The 17,174-nt window shown below is 71.0% G+C and carries 10 protein-coding genes; 7 read left to right on the forward strand and 3 right to left on the reverse strand.

Annotated features, from left to right (window positions below):
- Positions 1-9: 9 nt before the first annotated feature.
- The gene (locus WME73_RS40635) at positions 10-405 is read right to left on the reverse strand and encodes a YbjN domain-containing protein (RefSeq protein ID WP_437741628.1); all 396 of its coding nucleotides are present in this window, start codon (positions 403-405) and stop codon (positions 10-12) included.
- A 245-nt stretch (positions 406-650) separates the two neighbouring features.
- On the opposite strand from WME73_RS40635, the gene metK reads away from it, so the two are divergent.
- Both metK and WME73_RS40645 read left to right on the forward strand, forming a co-directional pair.
- A complete protein-coding gene (metK, locus tag WME73_RS40640) occupies positions 651-1,901 on the forward strand; it encodes a methionine adenosyltransferase (RefSeq protein ID WP_437741629.1) in 1,251 nt (416 codons plus the stop codon).
- A gap of 322 nt (positions 1,902-2,223) precedes the next feature.
- Positions 2,224-3,525 (forward strand): hypothetical protein, encoded by a 1,302-nt coding sequence (locus tag WME73_RS40645; protein ID WP_437913085.1) that lies wholly within the window; start codon positions 2,224-2,226, stop codon positions 3,523-3,525.
- A 64-nt stretch (positions 3,526-3,589) separates the two neighbouring features.
- Here the strand turns inward: WME73_RS40645 and WME73_RS40650 are convergent, their stop codons facing one another.
- Entirely contained in the window at positions 3,590-4,225 is a 636-nt protein-coding gene (locus tag WME73_RS40650; RefSeq protein ID WP_437719627.1) for a phenylalanine--tRNA ligase beta subunit-related protein, read from the reverse strand.
- Between the two features lie 332 nt (positions 4,226-4,557).
- On the opposite strand from WME73_RS40650, the gene WME73_RS40655 reads away from it, so the two are divergent.
- Positions 4,558-7,236, forward strand: a complete 2,679-nt coding sequence (locus WME73_RS40655; protein WP_437913086.1) for an O-antigen ligase family protein — start codon at positions 4,558-4,560, stop codon at positions 7,234-7,236.
- A gap of 58 nt (positions 7,237-7,294) precedes the next feature.
- Positions 7,295-8,557 carry a hypothetical protein gene (locus tag WME73_RS40660; protein WP_437741632.1) on the forward strand — a complete coding sequence of 421 codons (1,263 nt, stop codon included), beginning with the start codon at positions 7,295-7,297 and terminating at the stop codon, positions 8,555-8,557.
- On the opposite strand, the gene WME73_RS40665 is transcribed toward WME73_RS40660, so the two are convergent.
- Entirely contained in the window at positions 8,554-12,033 is a 3,480-nt protein-coding gene (locus tag WME73_RS40665; RefSeq protein WP_437913087.1) for an FG-GAP repeat domain-containing protein, read from the reverse strand. The two genes, WME73_RS40660 and WME73_RS40665, sit on opposite strands and share 4 nt — an antisense overlap.
- Positions 12,034-12,298: 265 nt before the next feature.
- On the opposite strand from WME73_RS40665, the gene WME73_RS40670 reads away from it, so the two are divergent.
- The 3 genes from WME73_RS40670 to WME73_RS40680 all read left to right on the forward strand — a co-directional run bounded on the left by WME73_RS40670 (position 12,299) and on the right by WME73_RS40680 (position 17,144).
- Positions 12,299-14,599, forward strand: coding sequence for a GumC family protein (locus tag WME73_RS40670; RefSeq protein ID WP_437913088.1), 2,301 nt, complete (start codon positions 12,299-12,301; stop codon positions 14,597-14,599).
- Positions 14,600-14,611: 12 nt separating this feature from the next.
- Positions 14,612-16,165, forward strand: a complete 1,554-nt coding sequence (locus tag WME73_RS40675) for a hypothetical protein (protein WP_437913089.1) — start codon at positions 14,612-14,614, stop codon at positions 16,163-16,165.
- A 169-nt stretch (positions 16,166-16,334) separates the two neighbouring features.
- Complete coding sequence (locus WME73_RS40680; RefSeq protein WP_044966717.1) at positions 16,335-17,144, forward strand: hypothetical protein; 810 nt, start codon at positions 16,335-16,337, stop codon at positions 17,142-17,144.
- Positions 17,145-17,174: the final 30 nt, after the last annotated feature.

Consider the following 17,174-nt stretch of genomic DNA (forward strand, 5'->3'; position numbering starts at 1 on the left):
GGTGACCGCTCATTGCGCGGCGAGCGCCACGAGCTCGGCATAGTGCTTGTTCGCGTAGAAAGAGAGCACATCGACGGCGTCGCGCACCTCGCTCGGATCGAGGTCCTCGAGGCGGTACTCGACGCTGAGAATCACGTCGCCCTCCTCGTCGGCCGAGAGCTTGGCCATGTTGATCTCGCGGTTCAGCTGGAGCAGGCGCCGCACGATCCCGTCGCCCTCCTCGAGCTCCATCGGGAGCCGCACGAACGGGATCACCGCGAAGACGACGAAGGGGGGCGAGAGCCGCACGAACAGCGGGAAGAGCCGCTCGGCCCCCTGGAAGTCGCTGCGCATGGTGTCGCTGGATACGACCTCCACAGCCCAGCCCTCGCGCTCGAGGCACGCCTTGATCTCGTCGAACGTCATGCGCCGCATCATAGCCTCTGACGGCGCGCCTCCGGGAGCGCGTCGGCCGGGAGCGCGCCGGATCGACGGCCCGACGCCCCCCCGCTCGTCCGGTCTCGCGTCCACCTCGCGTCCACACCGACAGCCCGGAGGCAGCTCGTCCGGCCGGCGCTTTTGTCCGCGGAAGGCCGCGGCTCGCGTTGACGGTGCCCCGCGCTCGAACTATGCGTAGAGGTCCGATTTCGAGTCCGCCGAAGGAGCGATTCATGCGCCGTTACCAGTTCACATCCGAGTCCGTCACCGAAGGACACCCCGACAAGGTGTGCGACCAGATCTCCGACGCCATTCTCGACGGGATCCTCGAGAAGGATCCGACGGCCCGCGTCGCGTGCGAGACCCTGGTGAAGACGGGGATGGCCGTCGTGGCCGGCGAGATCACCACCTCGGCGTGGGTCGACATGCCGGTCGTCGTGCGCAACACCATCAAGGACATCGGCTACACCGACGCCGCGATGGGCTTCGACTACGAGACGTGCGCGGTGCTCACGGCGATCGAGAAGCAGTCGCCCGACATCTCCCGCGGCGTCACCGAGGGCGAGGGCCTCTTCAAGGAGCAGGGGGCAGGCGACCAGGGGCTCATGTTCGGATATGCGACGGACGAGACGTCGGAGCTGATGCCCTCCCCCATCAGCTATGCCCACCGCCTCGCCCGGAAGCTCGCCGATCTCCGCAAATCCAAGAAGCTCGACTGGCTGCGCCCCGACGGCAAGACCCAGGTCACGATCGAGTACGAAGATCAGACGCCCGTGCGCGTGAGCGCCGTCGTCGTGTCGACGCAGCACGGCCCCGAGGTCAAGCACAAGACGATCGTCGACGCGGTGCGGAGCCTGATCATCGAGAAGTGCATCCCGGCCAAGCTGATGGATCGGAGCACGAAGATCTACGTGAACCCCACCGGCCGCTTCGTGGTCGGCGGCCCCTTCGGCGACGCCGGCCTCACCGGCCGCAAGATCATCGTCGACACCTACGGCGGCATGGGCCGGCACGGCGGCGGCGCCTTCAGCGGCAAGGACCCGACGAAGGTCGACCGCTCCGCCTGCTACTACGCGCGCTACGTCGCGAAGAACGTCGTCGCGTCCAAGCTCGCGGCGCGCTGCGAGGTGCAGATCGCCTACGCCATCGGCGTCGCCCAGCCGGTCGGCGTCCACGTGAACACCTTCGGCACGGGCCGCGTAGGTGAGGACGTGCTCGAGAAGTACATCATGCAGAACTTCGACATGCGGCCGAAGGCGATCATCGAGCAGCTCGATCTGCTGAAGCCCATCTACCGAAAGACGGCCGCGTACGGCCACTTCGGGCGTGACGAGTTCACCTGGGAGAAGACGGACCGCGCGGCCAAGCTGGCCGAGGACCTGCTGCGCCCGACGCTCGCCGCGGTCCCCGCGACCACGAACGGCTCCGGGAGCAAGAAGGAGCCGAAGCGCAAGGGCAAGAAGGAAGTGGGCGCCCAGGCCTGATCGTTCAGAGCGCTCCGCCCGCTGCGTGTGAGCGGGGCGAACCGTGGACGGCCCCTCGGAGAGGCCGAGAGCGCCGGCGCTGTGGAAGCGCCGGCGTTCTGCGTTTTGTCGCCACGACCCGCGTCTCCTGGAACGCTCGTGACCATGGCGCCTGGGTCGGATACGGGTGCCACGATGTGGGCATTCACCTCACAAAAAAGCACCAGCCTTTGCCGGGATGAGCTGACTGCTGCGGCCGCTTCTGCTGATAAAATCATCGACGACTCCCGTATCGCCGGATCGACCGAACCTCCCTGGTTCCATGCGACCTCGAGGAGCACCGATGAAACCTTGGTTGAATTTCTTGAGCCTCATCACTGCGGCAGGGTGTCTGGGCACGGCCTGCACCGGGAACATCGGACCGGTAGGCGGCCTTGATGTCGGGGAGGGCGGCGCCGCGAGCGCCTCCAGCACCGGCGGGATACCGACCACGACAGCCGAAACGACGGCCGACGCGACGACCGTCGCCACGTCCGCGGGGGTGGGTGCGGGGGGCGCGGGTTGCAGCGGCTCGCCGGACGTCGACGACGACGGCGACGGCTTCACGGAGCTCGAAGGCGACTGCGACGATTGCAACGCGCTGATCAATCCGCGAGCGCTCGAGCTCCCGACGGTCGGTGGAGAAGGGGGAGCCTCGCCGGAGCCCGTGGACGACGACTGCGACGGCATCCCCGACAACGTGCCCGAGCCGTGCGACGACGGGATCCCGCTCGACGACCTGGATCCGCTCAACGCCGCGAGGGCGGTCGAGCTGTGCAAGATGTCGTCCGGGCCCCGCGACTGGGGCGTGGTCTCCGCCGCCTGGGTCATGGTCGACGGCGCGCCGCCGCCGCAGGAAGCCGAGCTGCTCGCCAACTTCCACCTCGGGCACGGCATCCTCCCCGCGTTCGGGCGCAACGTCCCGCCGAGGGCGGGCACGCGGCTGCTCGCCCTCTCGAGCGGCACGGCGCGGCAGGACGGCGACGAGGGGTTCGAGAGCCCGCAAGGCTTCGACAAGAAGTACGAAGGTGATTTCCCCGAAGACTTCCCGAAGGACCCCCGCGGCTGTGACGATCTTGTGCTCGCGAAGCCGTCCGACCCGACCGCCGTCGAGATCACCCTCCGGGTCCCGTCGAACGTCCGCGGCTTCGCGTTCAACGTCAATTACGTCACGTTCGACTGGCCCGTCGTCTGCGACAGCTTCAACGATTACTTCGTCGCGTTCCTCTCGCCGCGGCCGGCCAACCTCCTCGATGGTCACATCCTCTTCGACAGCCAGTGGAACGCGATGAGCGTCAACAGCACCTTCATCGACGTCTGCGCCTGCGAGAGCGGCCCTCCCTGCGATCTCGACGGCAGGGTGTACGCGTGCACCCGCGGGATCCGGGAGCTGCTCGGGACGGGGTTCGAGGGCCGCGCGGGTACGAGCTGGCTGGTCACCTCGGTGCCCGTGGAGCCGAACACGGAGATCAAGATCCGATGGGGGGCGTACGACGCCGGAGACCATCAGCTCGATTCGACCGGGCTCGTCGACAACTGGCGGTGGCTCACCGACAAGGACGAGAGCGTGATCACGCTGCCCGATCCCCCTGCGCCGGCGCCGTAGGGCGCATCGCGGCAGCGGCGGCGCGCCGGCGTGCGTGGGAGGCGATGGCCCGCGCGCCGGGCGATCAGGCCGCGATCGGCGCGTCCGAGGTCGCCGCGCCGACGCCGGCGAGCAGCTCCTTGTACCAGGCGGCCGCTCCCGCCGCGCGGCCCGGAAGCGCGCGGCTGCCCCAGAGGACCGAGAGCGTGCGCGTCGTCCCCGCGTGCGTCTTCGTCCGCTGCGCGTCCTTCACGGCGTTCGCACACGGGCCGTCCGCGTCGAAGACGCAGAGGAGCCCCTCGAGGTCGATCTCCTGCCCCGAGGCGTTGAACACGTAGCGGGAGCCAGCGGGCGCGACCTCGATGCGGAGCGGCGGGCGGGCGCGATCGAGATCGATCACGCTGATGGGCAGGCCCGTGTGCAGCGACACGGCGTTGCACGCGTCCACGGCCGCGTTGATGGCCGCGAGCGATCCCCCCTCGGCGGCGCGGATGAGGTACTCGGAGGCCGGCTTGCCCCGGCCTGTCGGCTTGTAGCCGCCGTGCCGGAGCAGATCGCGGACCGCCGACCGCACGGCGTCGTCCGAGCGGAACGGGGCCGAGGCCTTGTCGGACAGGAGGCCGCGCAGCGCGTCGCTCCCCTGCAGCTCGCCGAGCGGCGCGGGGAACGTCGTGACGAAGGCGGCGACTTCGAGCAGAGGATGCGCCGAGAGCGTGAGCACGCGGCGCACTCTACACGAGCGGCGAGGCTGCGCGAGCGCCTCCTCGGCGCAGGTCGTATCGGCGAGCTGCTCGCCAGAGGCGTGGCTGGACGCGAGCTCGATCAGCGCCTTGGACGACCCCTTCGTGATCAACCGCTCGGCGTTGAACGCGAAGGAAGGCCCATTGATGCGCGGCGGCGCGCGCCGCCATGCGCCGCCGCGCGACAGCGCTCCTGGATGGATGCTCGTCATCTCACACTCTCTCGGTCAATCCCGCGAGTGCGCAGGTCGACTCGATGGTGCGGTGAGCGATCCCGTCCCTCTGCGGCGCAGATCGACTACCCTGGCCGGCCGTGACGACGGACTCCACACGCCCGAAGCTGAGGTCGCCCGCCGAGCTCCGGCGCTCGATGGGCGCCGCGGCGCGGAGCCGCCCAGGAGGCGCCGCACCACCGCTCGCCGAGCGCGTGATCCCGTGGCTGCTCGGGGCCATCGTCGCCGGGTCCGTGCTCGCCATCGGCGCTGTCCATGCGCCGACGCTGGCCCTGGTGTCCGCGGTCGTGGCGATCGCCGCCGCGCTCTCGCTCCGCGCCAGCGCGCTCGCCGGCGAGCCGTCTCCCGTGAAGACGCTGCCGGCGCTCACGCTGCTCGGCTTGACCGCGTATACGCTGCTGCAGGCCGCGCCGCTGCCGCTCGCGTGGCTCGAGCGGCTCTCGCCGGCGAGCGCCGACATCTGGTCGCGCTCCCTGATGCCGCTCGGCGAGGCGGCGCCGCGGTACGCCAGCGTCTCGCTCGACCCCGGCGCCACGCTGGTGGAGGCGGTGAAATGGCTGACCTATACCGGCGTCTTCCTCACGGCCGCGTTCGTCGGCGCGCGGCGCGGCGCGAAGCTCGGGATCACCCTGGTCTTCGGCAGCGCGTTCCTCGCCGCGCTCACGACGATCGCCCACGGGCTGCTCGGCGCGACGACCGTCTTCGGCCTGTATCAACCGCGGTTCTCGGTGGCGTCATGGCACGTCGGGCCGCTGCTCAACCCGAACAACCTCGCCGGTTACCTGAACCTCGGCATCCTCTCGGGGGTCGGGCTGCTGCTCACGAGCAGGCCGCTCCTGCCGCCCTGGGTCGCCGGCGTCGGGCTCACCACGATCGTCGGGGTCGGCATCATCGCGTCGTCCCGCGGAGGGCTGCTCGTGCTGCCGCTCGGCCTCGCCCTCTTCGCGTTGCTCTCGCGGCGGCGGCGCGGCAGGCACCGCTCCGGCGCCCGCGGCCGGGGCGCGGCGGCGTGGCTGTTGAGCGTGGCCATCGGCGGCGGCGCGCTGCTGGCCGCGCTCGCCGCGACGAACCGCACGCTCGCGGAGATGGCGGACGACAACCTCGACAAGCTGTCGCTCTTTCGCTCGACGCTCCCGCTGCTCGCGGATCACTGGCTGCTCGGCATCGGGCGCGGCGCGTTCGAGACGGTGTTCCCGGCGTACCGACAGTCGCCGGGGAACATCGTGTTCACACACGCCGAGAACGTCGTGATCCAGTGGGCTGCGGAGTGGGGTGCTCCGGTCGCGGCGGCCTCGCTCGTCGCGTTCGGCGTCGCGTTTCGCCCGGGCAAGATCGCCTTACGCGCGAGCACGGCGGCGCTGGGCGCCTGGGTCGGCTGCGCGGCGCTCGTCCTCCAGAACCTGTTCGATCTCGGGCTCGAGGTGCCAGGCGTCAGCATCGCGCTCGCGGCGACCCTGGGCTCGCTCTGGGGTGAGGCCCATGGCGAGCGGCCGCGGCACCAGGCTCTGGCAGGCGCGCCCGGCCCGGAGCGGTGGCGGCCGTGGCAGGCGGCGGCTTGCGCCGCGGCCTCCGCGCTCGCGCTCGTCTCCCTGATGGTGCGCTTCGGCTGGCGCGACGTCGACCACGACCGCCGGTCGCTGCGCGCGCAGAGCGACGCCGGCGCGGCGAGCGGCGCCGGCTGGCCACGCTTCCGCGAGGAGCTCCGCGCGGCGATCCTCCGCCACCCCGCGGAGCCGTACTTCCCGCTGCTCGGCGCGGTCGCCGCGCTCCGGGGCAGCGGTGAGAGCCCCATCCCATGGCTCCAGCGCACGCTCGAGCGCTCACGCCGCCACGGGCGCGCCCACCTCCTGCTCGCGGAGGTGCTCGCGTCTCGCGGCGCCAAGGAGCAGGCGCTCCTGAGCCTGCGGCTCGCCGTGGAGGACGACCCCCGCGTGACCGACACGGCCGCGGGGCTCGCCCGGCAGTGGACCCACACGTGGGAGGAGCTGCTGCGGGCCGTGCCGGAAGGCAAGGCCGGGGTCGAGGTGCTCGAGCGCATGGCCACCGCGGGCGACCGCCGGGAAGAGGTCGACCTGCGCCTGCGCTGCGCGGAGGAGGCGATCGCGCGCGACCGCGCGCGGGTCGGAGCGCACTGGGCTGCCGGCGATGCGCTGCTCGCGATGCTGGAGGCCCCGGGCTCCGCCCGCTGCGGCGGTGACGACGGGCGGAGGGCCGCCTGCGAGCGGGAGATCGAGGCGCACGCGGCGGCGGTGCAGGGCCTCGACGACGACTCGTTCTTCGCGGTCCAGCTGAGGGCGCGGCTCCTCCTCCTGGGCAAGAAGAGCGCGGAGGCGGAGCAGCTGCTCTCGGGGAGCTGCGAGCGGCTGGACAACCGGGCCGGCTGTCTTCGCCTGCGGGTCGTCGCGGCGGCGCAGATGGCCTCGTCCGAGAAGCTCCTCCCCGCGCTCCGCGAGCTGCTCTCCGCGTCGTGCACCACGCTCGCGGCGTGCGCGGCGACGTCGACCTGGGCCGGCGACCTGCTCGCGGCGCGTGAAGACCATCCGTCGGCCGTGACCTACTACGCGCGGGCAGCGCAGGACGAGCCGACCGAGGAGCGCCTCCTCAAGCTGGCCGACGCCGCCAGCCGCGCGGGCGCGCACATCGAGGCGTCGAAGGCGCTGGAGCGCGTGCTGCAGCGGCGCGGGGGGCAGGACCCTGCGCTGCGCAAGCGGGTCCTCGAGGAGAAGGCGAAGGCGCTGGCGCCTTCGCTCAGCCCGTAGGTAGATTGCGCACGATCGTGGCCATCTTCGCCTTCCTCCCTCTCCTTCGAATCGCCCTGTGAAGCTGTCGTCGTTGCTGCGCGCTGGGATGCACGGCGGCGCCGGGGTCGCCTTCGCGGTCATCCTGCCTCGCGCCGTCTCGCTCGCGGCCCAGTGGGTGCTTGCGCTGTCGGCCGACCCCGCGGCGCTCGCCGCGCTCGCCAACTACACGTCGCGCGGGATGGTCGTCGTCGCGCTGGTCTCCGCCGGCCTCGCGCCGACCCTCGCGCGCCGGGCGCGCGCCTTCGCGACCAGGGGGGGCCGCGCGCTCGTGGGCGGCGCCCTCGCGCTCGTCGCCGTGTTCGCCTTCAGCTGCACGCTCGCCCATGAGCTAACCACCGGGCTGGGCGGGACGGCGGGTCTGGTCACCGCGCTCTTCAGCGCGTGCTCGCTGCTCGCCGCCGCCGCGCCGAGCATCTGGCCGAGCTGGCAGCTCCAGGGGCGGTATCTGCACGCGCTCGCGGTGCTCCTCGTCTTCTCCCCGGGCGCTTCCATGCTGGCCGCGCTTGCGGGGCGCCCCGATGCCGTCGCCGTCGCGATCGGGATCGCCGGCGCCTCGCCTGCGCTGCTCCTCCTGCGCCCGACCCGGCTCCGGCGCGCCGCTCGTTACGCGATGCTCGTCGTCCGGCGCGCGGTCCCGTACTCCATCGCGAACTTCTCGACCGTCATCGTTTACCCGATCTCGCTCAGCGCCAACCTGAAGCTCATCGGCGACCATCGCGTGGGGCAGCAGGTGCTCTACTGGTCGTTCGCCGCGGTGCTCTCCCAGGCGTCGCAGGCGTTCGCGGCGCGCGCGGTCGCGGGCGCGAGCAGGTCGGGAGACGAGGCGACCTGGCAGGCGCGCGCCGTGCGCGCCTGGCTGCCTCCGGCCGCCCTGCTCTCGCTCCTCGGCGCGGCCATCTATGTGATCTTCACGGTCCGGATCCCCGGCCTGCCGCACTCGGGCGCCGCCCGCGACGCCATGACGATGACGATGCTGGTCTCTGCGGTGGCTCCGCTCGTCACGGACGCCATGTGCATCTACTTCTCCGGCCCGGGTTCGCGCCGCGTGCTCGCGGCGGGCAGCGTGCTGAGCAGCGCGTGCGTGGCCGGATGGCTCCTGCTGGCGCCGGCGCCCCTGGTCCGCCATTTCGGTGTGTTCGGCCCCTCGGTGCTTGTCGGCGTGGCGCGCCTCGCCTTCGTGATCGACGCGCCTGTGCGGCGGTACACGCTCGGCGCGATGCTCCTGCTGATCGCAGCGTTCGCGCTCACGCTGGCGCTCGGCGGGGGCGTGAGCTTCTAACGCGCCGGCCGCACGTCGCGCGGCCAGCGCCCGCGAGGTGCCCTGGTCGCGCGGCGGCTCGGCGGCGCGCTCGCCGTCCCGCGGGCCCTGCCGAGCGCGACGAGCGCCAGGGCGATAGCGCCGAGGCCGGCCGCCCACGAGGCCGGGCGCTGCCCCGGCGCCTCGGTGCACACGCAACCACGGCCGTACAGGAGCGTGTCGTCCCATCCTGCCGCGCCGGCTCCGCCAGGGCCTGCGCTGCCGGTGCCCCCTGCCCCGCCATCGCCGCCGCCCCCTGCTCCGCCGCCGGCGCCTCCTGCTCCGCCGCCGCCAGCGCCTCCGGCTCCACCGCCGCCTCCCCCTTCGCCCTGCGGCATCCTCACGATCACGCCGTCCGACCCCCGGTCCGGCGAGAGCCCGGCGGCAGAGACCGCACGCACGCCGACGTAGTACTTCGCCCCGTCGAGGAGCGGCAACCCGCCGACCGAGGCTTCTACGACGTCGCCCACGTCCTGCCACGCAGGCGAGCTCAGGTAATCGCCTTGCCCGCCCACGACCGTCACCTGATACGACGTCGCGCCATCGACCTTCGACCACCTCATGTGGAGCGTGTCCCTGGTCTCGATCTCGTCGATGTCCTCGCCCCGCTCGCCGCTGCCCGGATCGACATCCCAGACGAACTCGGGGGCCGGCAGGATCTCGTGTCGCATGTTGTAGAGGTAGCCATCTGCCACGCTCACGAGGATGTCGTCGTGGCCGTCACCGTCGGTGTCCGCGAGGCTCGGTGAGCCGACGGGGCTGCCGAAAGCATAAGACCACACGAGGCGCGCCGAGCACGCGTCGACCGCATAAAGGAAGCCGTTCGTGGAGCCGACGATGGCGGTCGGACCGGCGGACGCGCGCCCGGTCAGGTTCCGCGAGATGGCCACATCTCCGAGCTGGCCCATCGGGGCGCCCGCCTGTGCTGCGGCGTCCTCCGCGTCGAACGCGCCGTCGCCCGCGAGGACGATGAAGCTCGATTGCCCCCCGCTGGCGGCGTCCAGCACGGAGAACGTCAGCCGCGCCGGATTCATGAACGACCCCTCGACGAGGACGGTCTTGCCGTCGCAGCTCGCGATCGCGCCGTGCGGGTAGGGACGGATGTCCTCCGCGCCCCTCCACAGCGCGGCGCTCAGGTCGTGCGGCAGCGCCCGCGCGGGGGCATACCCCCCCTGCAGGGTCATCTCGAGCCGATGATCTCCCGACACATCGGCGAGGATGGGCATGAAATAGAGCAGCGTCTCCGGGTTCTCGCCGAGGGGGCTGCCGTTCCGACCCGAGAGCACCTTGGCCCTGTTGATCGCGACCGCCACGTCCTCCGCGCCGTCGCCGTTCCAGTCGGCCATCGCGACGGCCTGGGTGCCGGCGGAGGCGTCGATACGGTGTTTCCACCGCTCTCCGCCGCCCCCATCGATCGCGACGACCTCGGTGTGCAGGCTCGGATCCACCGTGACCGCCACGAGCTCGCGCGCGCCGTCTCCGTCGAGATCCCCGTGCAGCACGTCCCACGCGGGGGGCTTCTCGAGCGGAGTTTCGCTCGTTTGCCTGCCGTTCGCGTCGAGCGTCGCGACGGCGTACTTCACCGGGTCGGTGAGCGGGTGCAGCCGCCTGAAGCACGCGAGCGTCGCGGGCGAGCTCCCCTCGGCGGGGGCGATGGACGCGCCAAACGCGTCCCTCACGCGCCAGGCGGGCTTGGCCGGCGCCACGTTGCTCGCGCCGTCGGACGCGACCCGGACGAGGTCGCCCCGGCTGTCGACGACCACGACGCTGGCGGCGGCGTCCTCCGGAGAGAACCTCGCGGCGAGCGGGGCGCGGCCAAAATTGACGAAGGCGCCCGGGCCTGTGTAGAAGCCGCCGACGCGCATCCCGGGCAGGACGTCGCGCCCCTCCCGCACGAGGTTCGAGGGCTCGAACGACGCGTCGAGCAGCGTGAGGAACCCATCGGCCCGGGAGACCACCAGCCGCGGCCACGACGGAGCGCTCACGACGGGCAGCTCGAGCGCCGCGATGCCGCTTCCGGGCTCGACGGAGTAGACGGCCGCGACCGTCGTCCCGCCCCCCTGCATGTCGACCGCGGTCAGCCCGACGGGCTCCGACGTCGACTCGAGCACGAGCTCACCGCGTCCGTCGCCCGTGAGATCCGGAGTCACCAGCGAGAAGGCGAGGTTCGTCCTGCGGGATCTCGCCCAGTCGAGCCGCGTGCGCACCCGCTCGCCGTCCAGCGACCAGAGCCGCTCCAGCGAGCCTCCGGCGGCGCGGCTGAACCGGTACGCCGACACGCGCTCTTCGCGCGACGTGACGATCCATTGCTCGGAGCCGGCGTCTCCCTGGACCGCGCCCTGCGCTATCGCGTCGGGAATGGTGGCGAGCACGGCGCCCGTGGCGGCATCGAGCACGAAGGACGTCCAGGTTTCGCCCACCTTGCCGCTCGCCAGCACCTCGAGCGCGCCGTCGCCGTCGAGATCCCACGCGAGGCGCGTCGGGGCGCGGGCGTCGCCGCCGTCATTGGGGCTGAGGGTCTTTCGCCAGACCACAGCGAGCGACGGGCTCTCGTCCGGCCTGTACGCGAGCAGGGTGACCTCGCGCGCGCCCTGGTTGCCGCGGACCCGATTCTGGAAGCAGAGCGCGTGCTGACCGGGGCTCGCCCGATCGCCCATGGTCACCGCCTCGCAGACGGCCCCGCCGAGGTGGACGCCGATGCTGGCCGACTCCGCGAAAACGTCCCCCGATCCCGAGACGAGGAATAGCTGGTCATAGGAGGACACGAGGAGATCGTCCGCGCCGTCTCCGTTCCAGTCGCCCACCGTGTCGATCGTCGCGTTGCAATGCACGCGCCGCGGAGGAGGAGGCAACCGCTCGACAGCGCCGAACCCCCCCGCGAAGCTGTAGATGACACCCGGGCTGTCCGTGCGCACGGTGCAACAGCCACACTCGTCCAGGAAGAGATCGAGATAACCGTCGCCGTTGAAATCGGCGAGGCGCGCGGCCCCGAGCGTTCCGAGCTCAGAGGCGTCCTCGCGCCACAGGATGGCTCCGCTCGATCCATCGATGACCGCCGCGCCCGCGCCGCTCAGCGCGACGATCTCGACCCGCCCGTCTCCGTCGAGATCGTCGACGGAGTGCAGCGTCTGCATTCCCAGCGATGGGGTGCTCCAGCGGACGAATCCCAGCGGATCGGAGAGGACGACGCGGCCGCCGGACACAAAGAGCAGGTCGATATCGCCGTCCTGGTTCGCGTCCCCTGCGAGCACCCGGCCTGTCGAGAGGACACCGCCGAGGTACGCCCGCCAGTAGGGCGCCGGCTTCACGATATTGCTCGTGGACGACGTGGCGCCCGTGCGCTGCGCGTCGTGACGGGCAGATGGCCAGTCGGCGAAGGCCGAGGCCCCCTCGAGGAGGAGCGCAGCGCAAACCGCGCTCGCGACCGCGCCGCGCGCCATGAAGGACGATCGTTCCATTCTGACTGCCTGAGCGCGTTTTCCGCTTCCGAACGCGCGGCCGGAGTGTACTCCATCGGCGCGAGCGTCGCACCGCGCGAGAATGTGCCGCACCCCGCCTCTCCGACGCCAGGCCGCCGCCAGGCCGCGCATTGTCACGATGCGCACATTATGCTACATCGTCCCCCTGTTGAGAACCCCGGCTTGAATTTTGGAGACACCGCGGGCACCTTAGCCCTCCGCGCGGACCTCTACCCTCCACGAAGGCGCTTCGAGCGCATGACTTATGGCCGACGAATCCAGAGCCCCCTCCACGACCGCTCTCCGCGACGACACCGCAGGCGAGCGCGCGTTCGACCTCGTCGTCACCTGGCGAACGGTCAGCAAGCACTGGGCCATCGCGCTGACCACCCTGCTCCTGGTCGCCCTCAGCGTCACGTTCTATACGCTCGGGCAGAAGAAGATCTATCAATCCGCGGCGACGGTGCAGTTCGATCCGAACCCTCCTCGGCCGCTCGGCCGCGGGGTCGACACCGTGGTCGACATGGGCGCCGGCTCGTACTGGAATAACCGCGAGTACTATGAAACCCAGTACAAGGTCATCCGGTCCATCCGGGTGGCGCTGGCGGTCGTCGCCCAGCTCAACCTGCAGAACGATGCCTATTTTCTGAAGGACCTCCCGAAGGACGCGGCCTCGCCCGGGCCGATGTCCGTGACCCCGGAGGAGGCCGCGGAGCTCCTGCGCGAGCGGCTCGTTGTCGAGCCGGTGAAGGACAGCCGCCTCGCGGTGATCCGCTACAACGACGCGGATCGCGAGCGGGCTCAGCGCATCCTCACCACGTTGATGGACATCTACATCGAGCAGAACCTCGATGATGCGGTCGCCTCGACGAACTCAGCAGTCGATTGGCTCCGGGCGCAGCTCGACAAGCTGAAGAACGATCTCGAGACGAGCGAGACGTCGCTCCACGAATACAAGCTCAGCAAGAACATCCTCGACGTCGATTTCGAGGACAAGACGAACCTGCTGCGCGAGGAGATGAAGCAGATCAACGACGCTCTCACGTCCGTGCGCACGAAACGTGAAGAGTTCGCGGCCCGGAGCCACGAGCTGTCGAAGCTCGACCCGAACACCCCGCTCGACCTCCCCGCCTCCGAGCTCATCCAGAGCCCGGTCCTCCAGATGCTGCGCGCGCGCCAGGAGGAGTGCGTCCGTGAGCGCGACGCGCTCATCGGCTCCGGCAAGGGTGAAAACCACCCCGACGTCCGCGCCGCGACCGAGCGGGTCGCCGCCAACAGGAGCGCGCTGGTCGCCGAGATCAAGAACGTTCAGGGCGCGGTCAACCGCGATCTCGCCATCGTGAAGCGCCAGGAGGGTGGCCTCGTGGGGCTGCTCGAGGACGCGAAGAAGCAGGCGTTCGAGCTGAACTCACTCAAGATCGAGTACGATCGACTCCGCAGGACGAAGGACAACACAGAGAAGCTGTACCAGCTCGTCCTGGAGCGCACGAAGGAGAGCGATCTCCAGCGAATGCTGCGGGTGAACAACATCCACGTCCTCGATCGGCCGAACTTCCCGCTCACCGCGCTGCGGCCGCGCGTCGGCGTCAACATCGGGATAGGCATCCTCGCCGGGCTGCTCCTCGGGATCGGCGCCGCGCTGGCGCGGGCGATGCTCGATCGCACGCTGCGGACGCCGGATGAGGTCGAGCGGGAGCTCGGGCTGCCCTTCCTCGGGCTCCTCCCGGAGTTCGACAAGCGGGACCAGAGGGACGCCCAGCGCCGCAGGGCGCGCCACCGCGGCAAGGCCGCGCCCCCGCTGGGCCGGCGCGAGCTCGTCGTGCACGATCAGCCGACGAGCGGGATCGCCGAGGCGGCGCGCGCGATCCGGACCAACCTGCTCTTCATGTCGCCCGACCGGCCTTACAAGACGCTCCTCATCACCAGCGCCGGCCCCAGCGAGGGCAAGACGACCGTGTGCTGCTGCATCGCGGTCGCCATGGCGCAGGCCGGACAGAAGGTCGTCCTCATCGATTGCGACCTCCGCAAGCCGCGCATCCACCAGATCTTCGGCAAGAGCCCGGAGCTCGGCGTCACCAGCGCGTTGCTCGACGACTCCGTGGTGGACGACGAGAGCGCGCTCAAGACCGAGGTGGAGAACCTCTACGTCATCCCGGCAGGCCCGATCCCGCCGAACCCGGCGGAGCTCTTGCACAGCGCTCGCTTCCAGGCGCTGCTCCAGAAGCTCCAGAGCCGCTTCGACCGGGTCATCATCGACAGCCCTCCCATCGTCGCGGTCACCGACGGCGCCGTGCTGTCGACGCTGGTCGACGGCACGGTCCTCGTCGTGCGCGCCTCCGCGACGAGGCACGACTTCGCGCGCTATGGGATCCGCGCGCTGCTCGACGTCGGCGGCAAGACCGTGGGCGTCGTGCTGAACGCCGTCGATCTGAAGCGCCAAGAGTACGGGGTTTACCACTACTATGGCGACAGGAAGGACGGCTATTACCACGCGCCCTCCGAGCCGGCGCCCCCGGCCCCGACGGACGCTCCTCCGCCCCCCTCTCCACCCCCCTTGCCGAACTGAGGAGCGCCGCCGTTGCCCTCGCTGAGACTCCCCCGCGCGCGCGGCGCTGCGCGCGCCCCCGGCGCGGCGCCCGCGCGGCGGGCGAAGATGCCCCTCGGCCGGATGACCGCGACGCTCCTCGTCGGGACGCTGGCGGCCCTCGGCCCGATCCTCGAGGGAGCGCTCGGCGACGGCCGCGGATGGACGATCGGCCTCTTGCTCTTGCTGGCCGCCCCGTCGCTCGCCCGCGCCAGCGGCCCCCGGTTCCATCCGCTGGATCCGGAGACCTACATACCAGCCGCCTATTTCCTCAGCGTCGCCTACTCACCCATCCTGCGCCTCCTCATCTCCCGCGAGTTCTCCCTGTCGAGCCATGAGACGGCAGCCATGCGGGTGGCCTATGCCGGCGCGGTCGGGTGCGCCCTCGCCTGCACCGCGCTGAGCCGCCCCCAGGAAGCACCCGACCTGCAGCGCCTGGTCCCGGCGCACAGGCCCAAGGCGACGCTGGACCAGGACTGGGCCACGATCCTCGTCGGCATGGTGGGCCTGGGGCTCGTGGTCACGTGGATCGCCACGATCGGCGTGGGGCGGTTCTTCTCGATGAACTACGCCTCCAATCACCTCGAGGCGGATGGCAAAGGGCTGCTCACCGGCGGCTGGCATCTCATCGGGGTGGCCGTCGTTTACCTCCTCCTCCGGGTCGTATCGCTCCGCAAGGCGGGGCTGGCCGTGCCGAGGGTGGTCTCGCTCGCGGGGTTCTGCTTCTTCGTGAGCTTCCTGCTCAACACGATCATGGGCCGGCGGGGCCCCCTCGTCTGGACGGTCCTCTCCGTCGCGCTCGCCGTGCATGCCTTCGGCATCCAGATCCGACGCGTATGGCTGGCCATCGGAATGGTGGGCGTCCTCTTTTACGGCATCGTCGTGGAAGGCGCCCGCGCCGAGCAGGGCAGCGGGCTCGACGCGCAGATATCGTCGGCCAGCGCGTACCTCGAGCGGATCGAGAACCCGCTGGAGATCGGAGAGCTCCAGCGCGTCTACGCCAACCTCGTCAGCGTCGTGAACGAGCAGCCGCCCATCATCAGCTACCCAGGCGAGAGCTGGGTGAACGCGTTCCTCATCCTGGTGCCCAAGCCGCTCTGGAGCGAGCGACCGCTCGGCCTCGCGCAGCGATATGCCATGTGGACGGCCCCCGACCTCGCGCGCCGCGGCGCCGGCTTCGCGATGGGCGCCGCCGCCGAAGGGTACCTGAACTTCGGGCTCGCCGGCACGGCCATCGAGATCGCGGTCTTCAGCTCGCTCTTCTTCATGATGCCGCTCCTCGTGGCCGGCGCGCGCGGCTCGCCCCTGCTCGCCCGCGCCGCGGCGGTGAACCTCGCCTCGTTCGCGTACAACCAGTTTCGCGGCGAGCTGACCGCGCTGCTCAAGATCACGGTGTCGCTGGGGATCGCGCTGCTCGCGGCGGTCGTGCTCACCTCGGTGGTCGCGCACCTGCGGCGCGGGCTGGCCGCCCTAGGCCCGACACGCCGGAGATCCGGGCAGCGCCCGCGCGATCCGCGCCTCGGGCCCTCGTCGGCGCTGGGGCGGTAGCCGCGCCGACCGGGGTTGGCCGGCGCGAGGACAACGCGGGACCGCGCGCCCGCAAGCCGCAGGATGGACCGCGCGGCGCGCGGCGTCGGAACATGAAGAGCGGAGAAGCCAGGTCCCTATCGTCATGAGATTTCCCTTTCGTTTGAACCGTTCAGGCTGGCCGGCGCGCATGCTGCCTCGCAGGGTCTGCTTCCCGGACCCGCGGGCCCTTCTCCGGCCCGAGGAGATCACGTCGCCCGAGGTGTTCTCGGAGCGGATCTCCGTCCTCTTGCTGGGCGGCACCTACAAGACGACGCGGCCGGGCAGGCACCGGCAGAGCGACGCGCTCCTCGTGGGAGCGCTCCGCCAGAAGAGCCCCGTCGTCCTCGATGTCGGTGCCTCCGACGGGAGCACGGCGCTCGATCTGATCACCGCGCTCGGCGACGCCTTCGAGGCGTACTATGTGACGGACAGGGCGCTCTCGCTCCGGGTGCGCGCCGACGACCGCGGGCGCGCGTTCTTCTATGATGCGGACGGCGCCTGCGTCCTCGCCGCCACCCCGCGCTTGCTGTTCTATCCCGCAGCGGCGGGATCGCGCCGCTGGCCGCGCTGGGTGCTCCCCGGGTGGCGCGGCGCCATCCCGCCGTTCGACCCGGCCTATCCGGAGGTATCGCTCGTCCAGCCGCGGCTCCGCGAGATCGCGCGCCGCGACGCGCGCGTGCGCCTCAGGCCCCACGACATCTTCCAGCCGTGGGACGGCCCCGCGCCGACGGTCGTCAAGGCAGCGAACATCCTGAACCGCGCCTATTTCTCCGACGATCAGATCCGCCGAGCCGCGCGCAATTTCTGGCGCGCGCTCGCGCCTGACGGGCTGCTCCTTGTGATCGACAACCGCGACGCCGAGAAGGCCTCGCTGTTCGCGCGAACGGAGGGCGGCTTCGGGCACATCGACAGCATCCATGGCGGAACCGAGATCAAGGAGCTCATCCTGAGCTGCTGAAGCCCCTCGTTCATCGGCAGCGAAGCTCGC

The organism is Sorangium sp. So ce302 (assembly GCF_051530145.1).
Classification (GTDB): Bacteria; Myxococcota_A; Polyangia; order Polyangiales; family Polyangiaceae; genus Sorangium; species Sorangium cellulosum_B.